We start from the raw sequence: 357 nt of genomic DNA on the forward strand, positions 1-357 counted from the left end.
GCTGTCGAGATTGCCGTTGAGGCTGTAGGCATAGTCGCGGCGGTACAGGCTTTTTTGCTGTTGGCTGACGGCGTGGGCCTTTAGCCGGCTCTGGTCGTCGTAGGCATATTCGCTGAGCAGCAGGCCTTGCTGGCGCTGTAGTTCTCGACCGGATTTGTACGTGTGGTTTGTAAGACGTGTGCCATTAAGGTCGATAGCCGTCAGCGCACCACCCTTGGCGTGGTGGTAGTCGAGCTTGCTGCCGTCCGGCAGGCGCAGGCGGTTGAGCTGGCCGCAGGCGTCGTAGCCATAGCGCAGCGTTCCCCAGCCCTGATGCTCGGTGATCAGCCGGTCCTGTTGGTCGTACTCGAACTCCTG

1 pseudogene is annotated in these 357 nt (G+C 61.1%); it reads right to left on the reverse strand.

Annotation, left to right across the window (positions count from 1 at the left end):
* Window positions 1-357, reverse strand: a pseudogene (locus AC1DLB_RS32475) (RHS repeat protein); the annotation flags it as partial.

Source organism: Pseudomonas sp. 05N434, assembly GCF_056396965.1.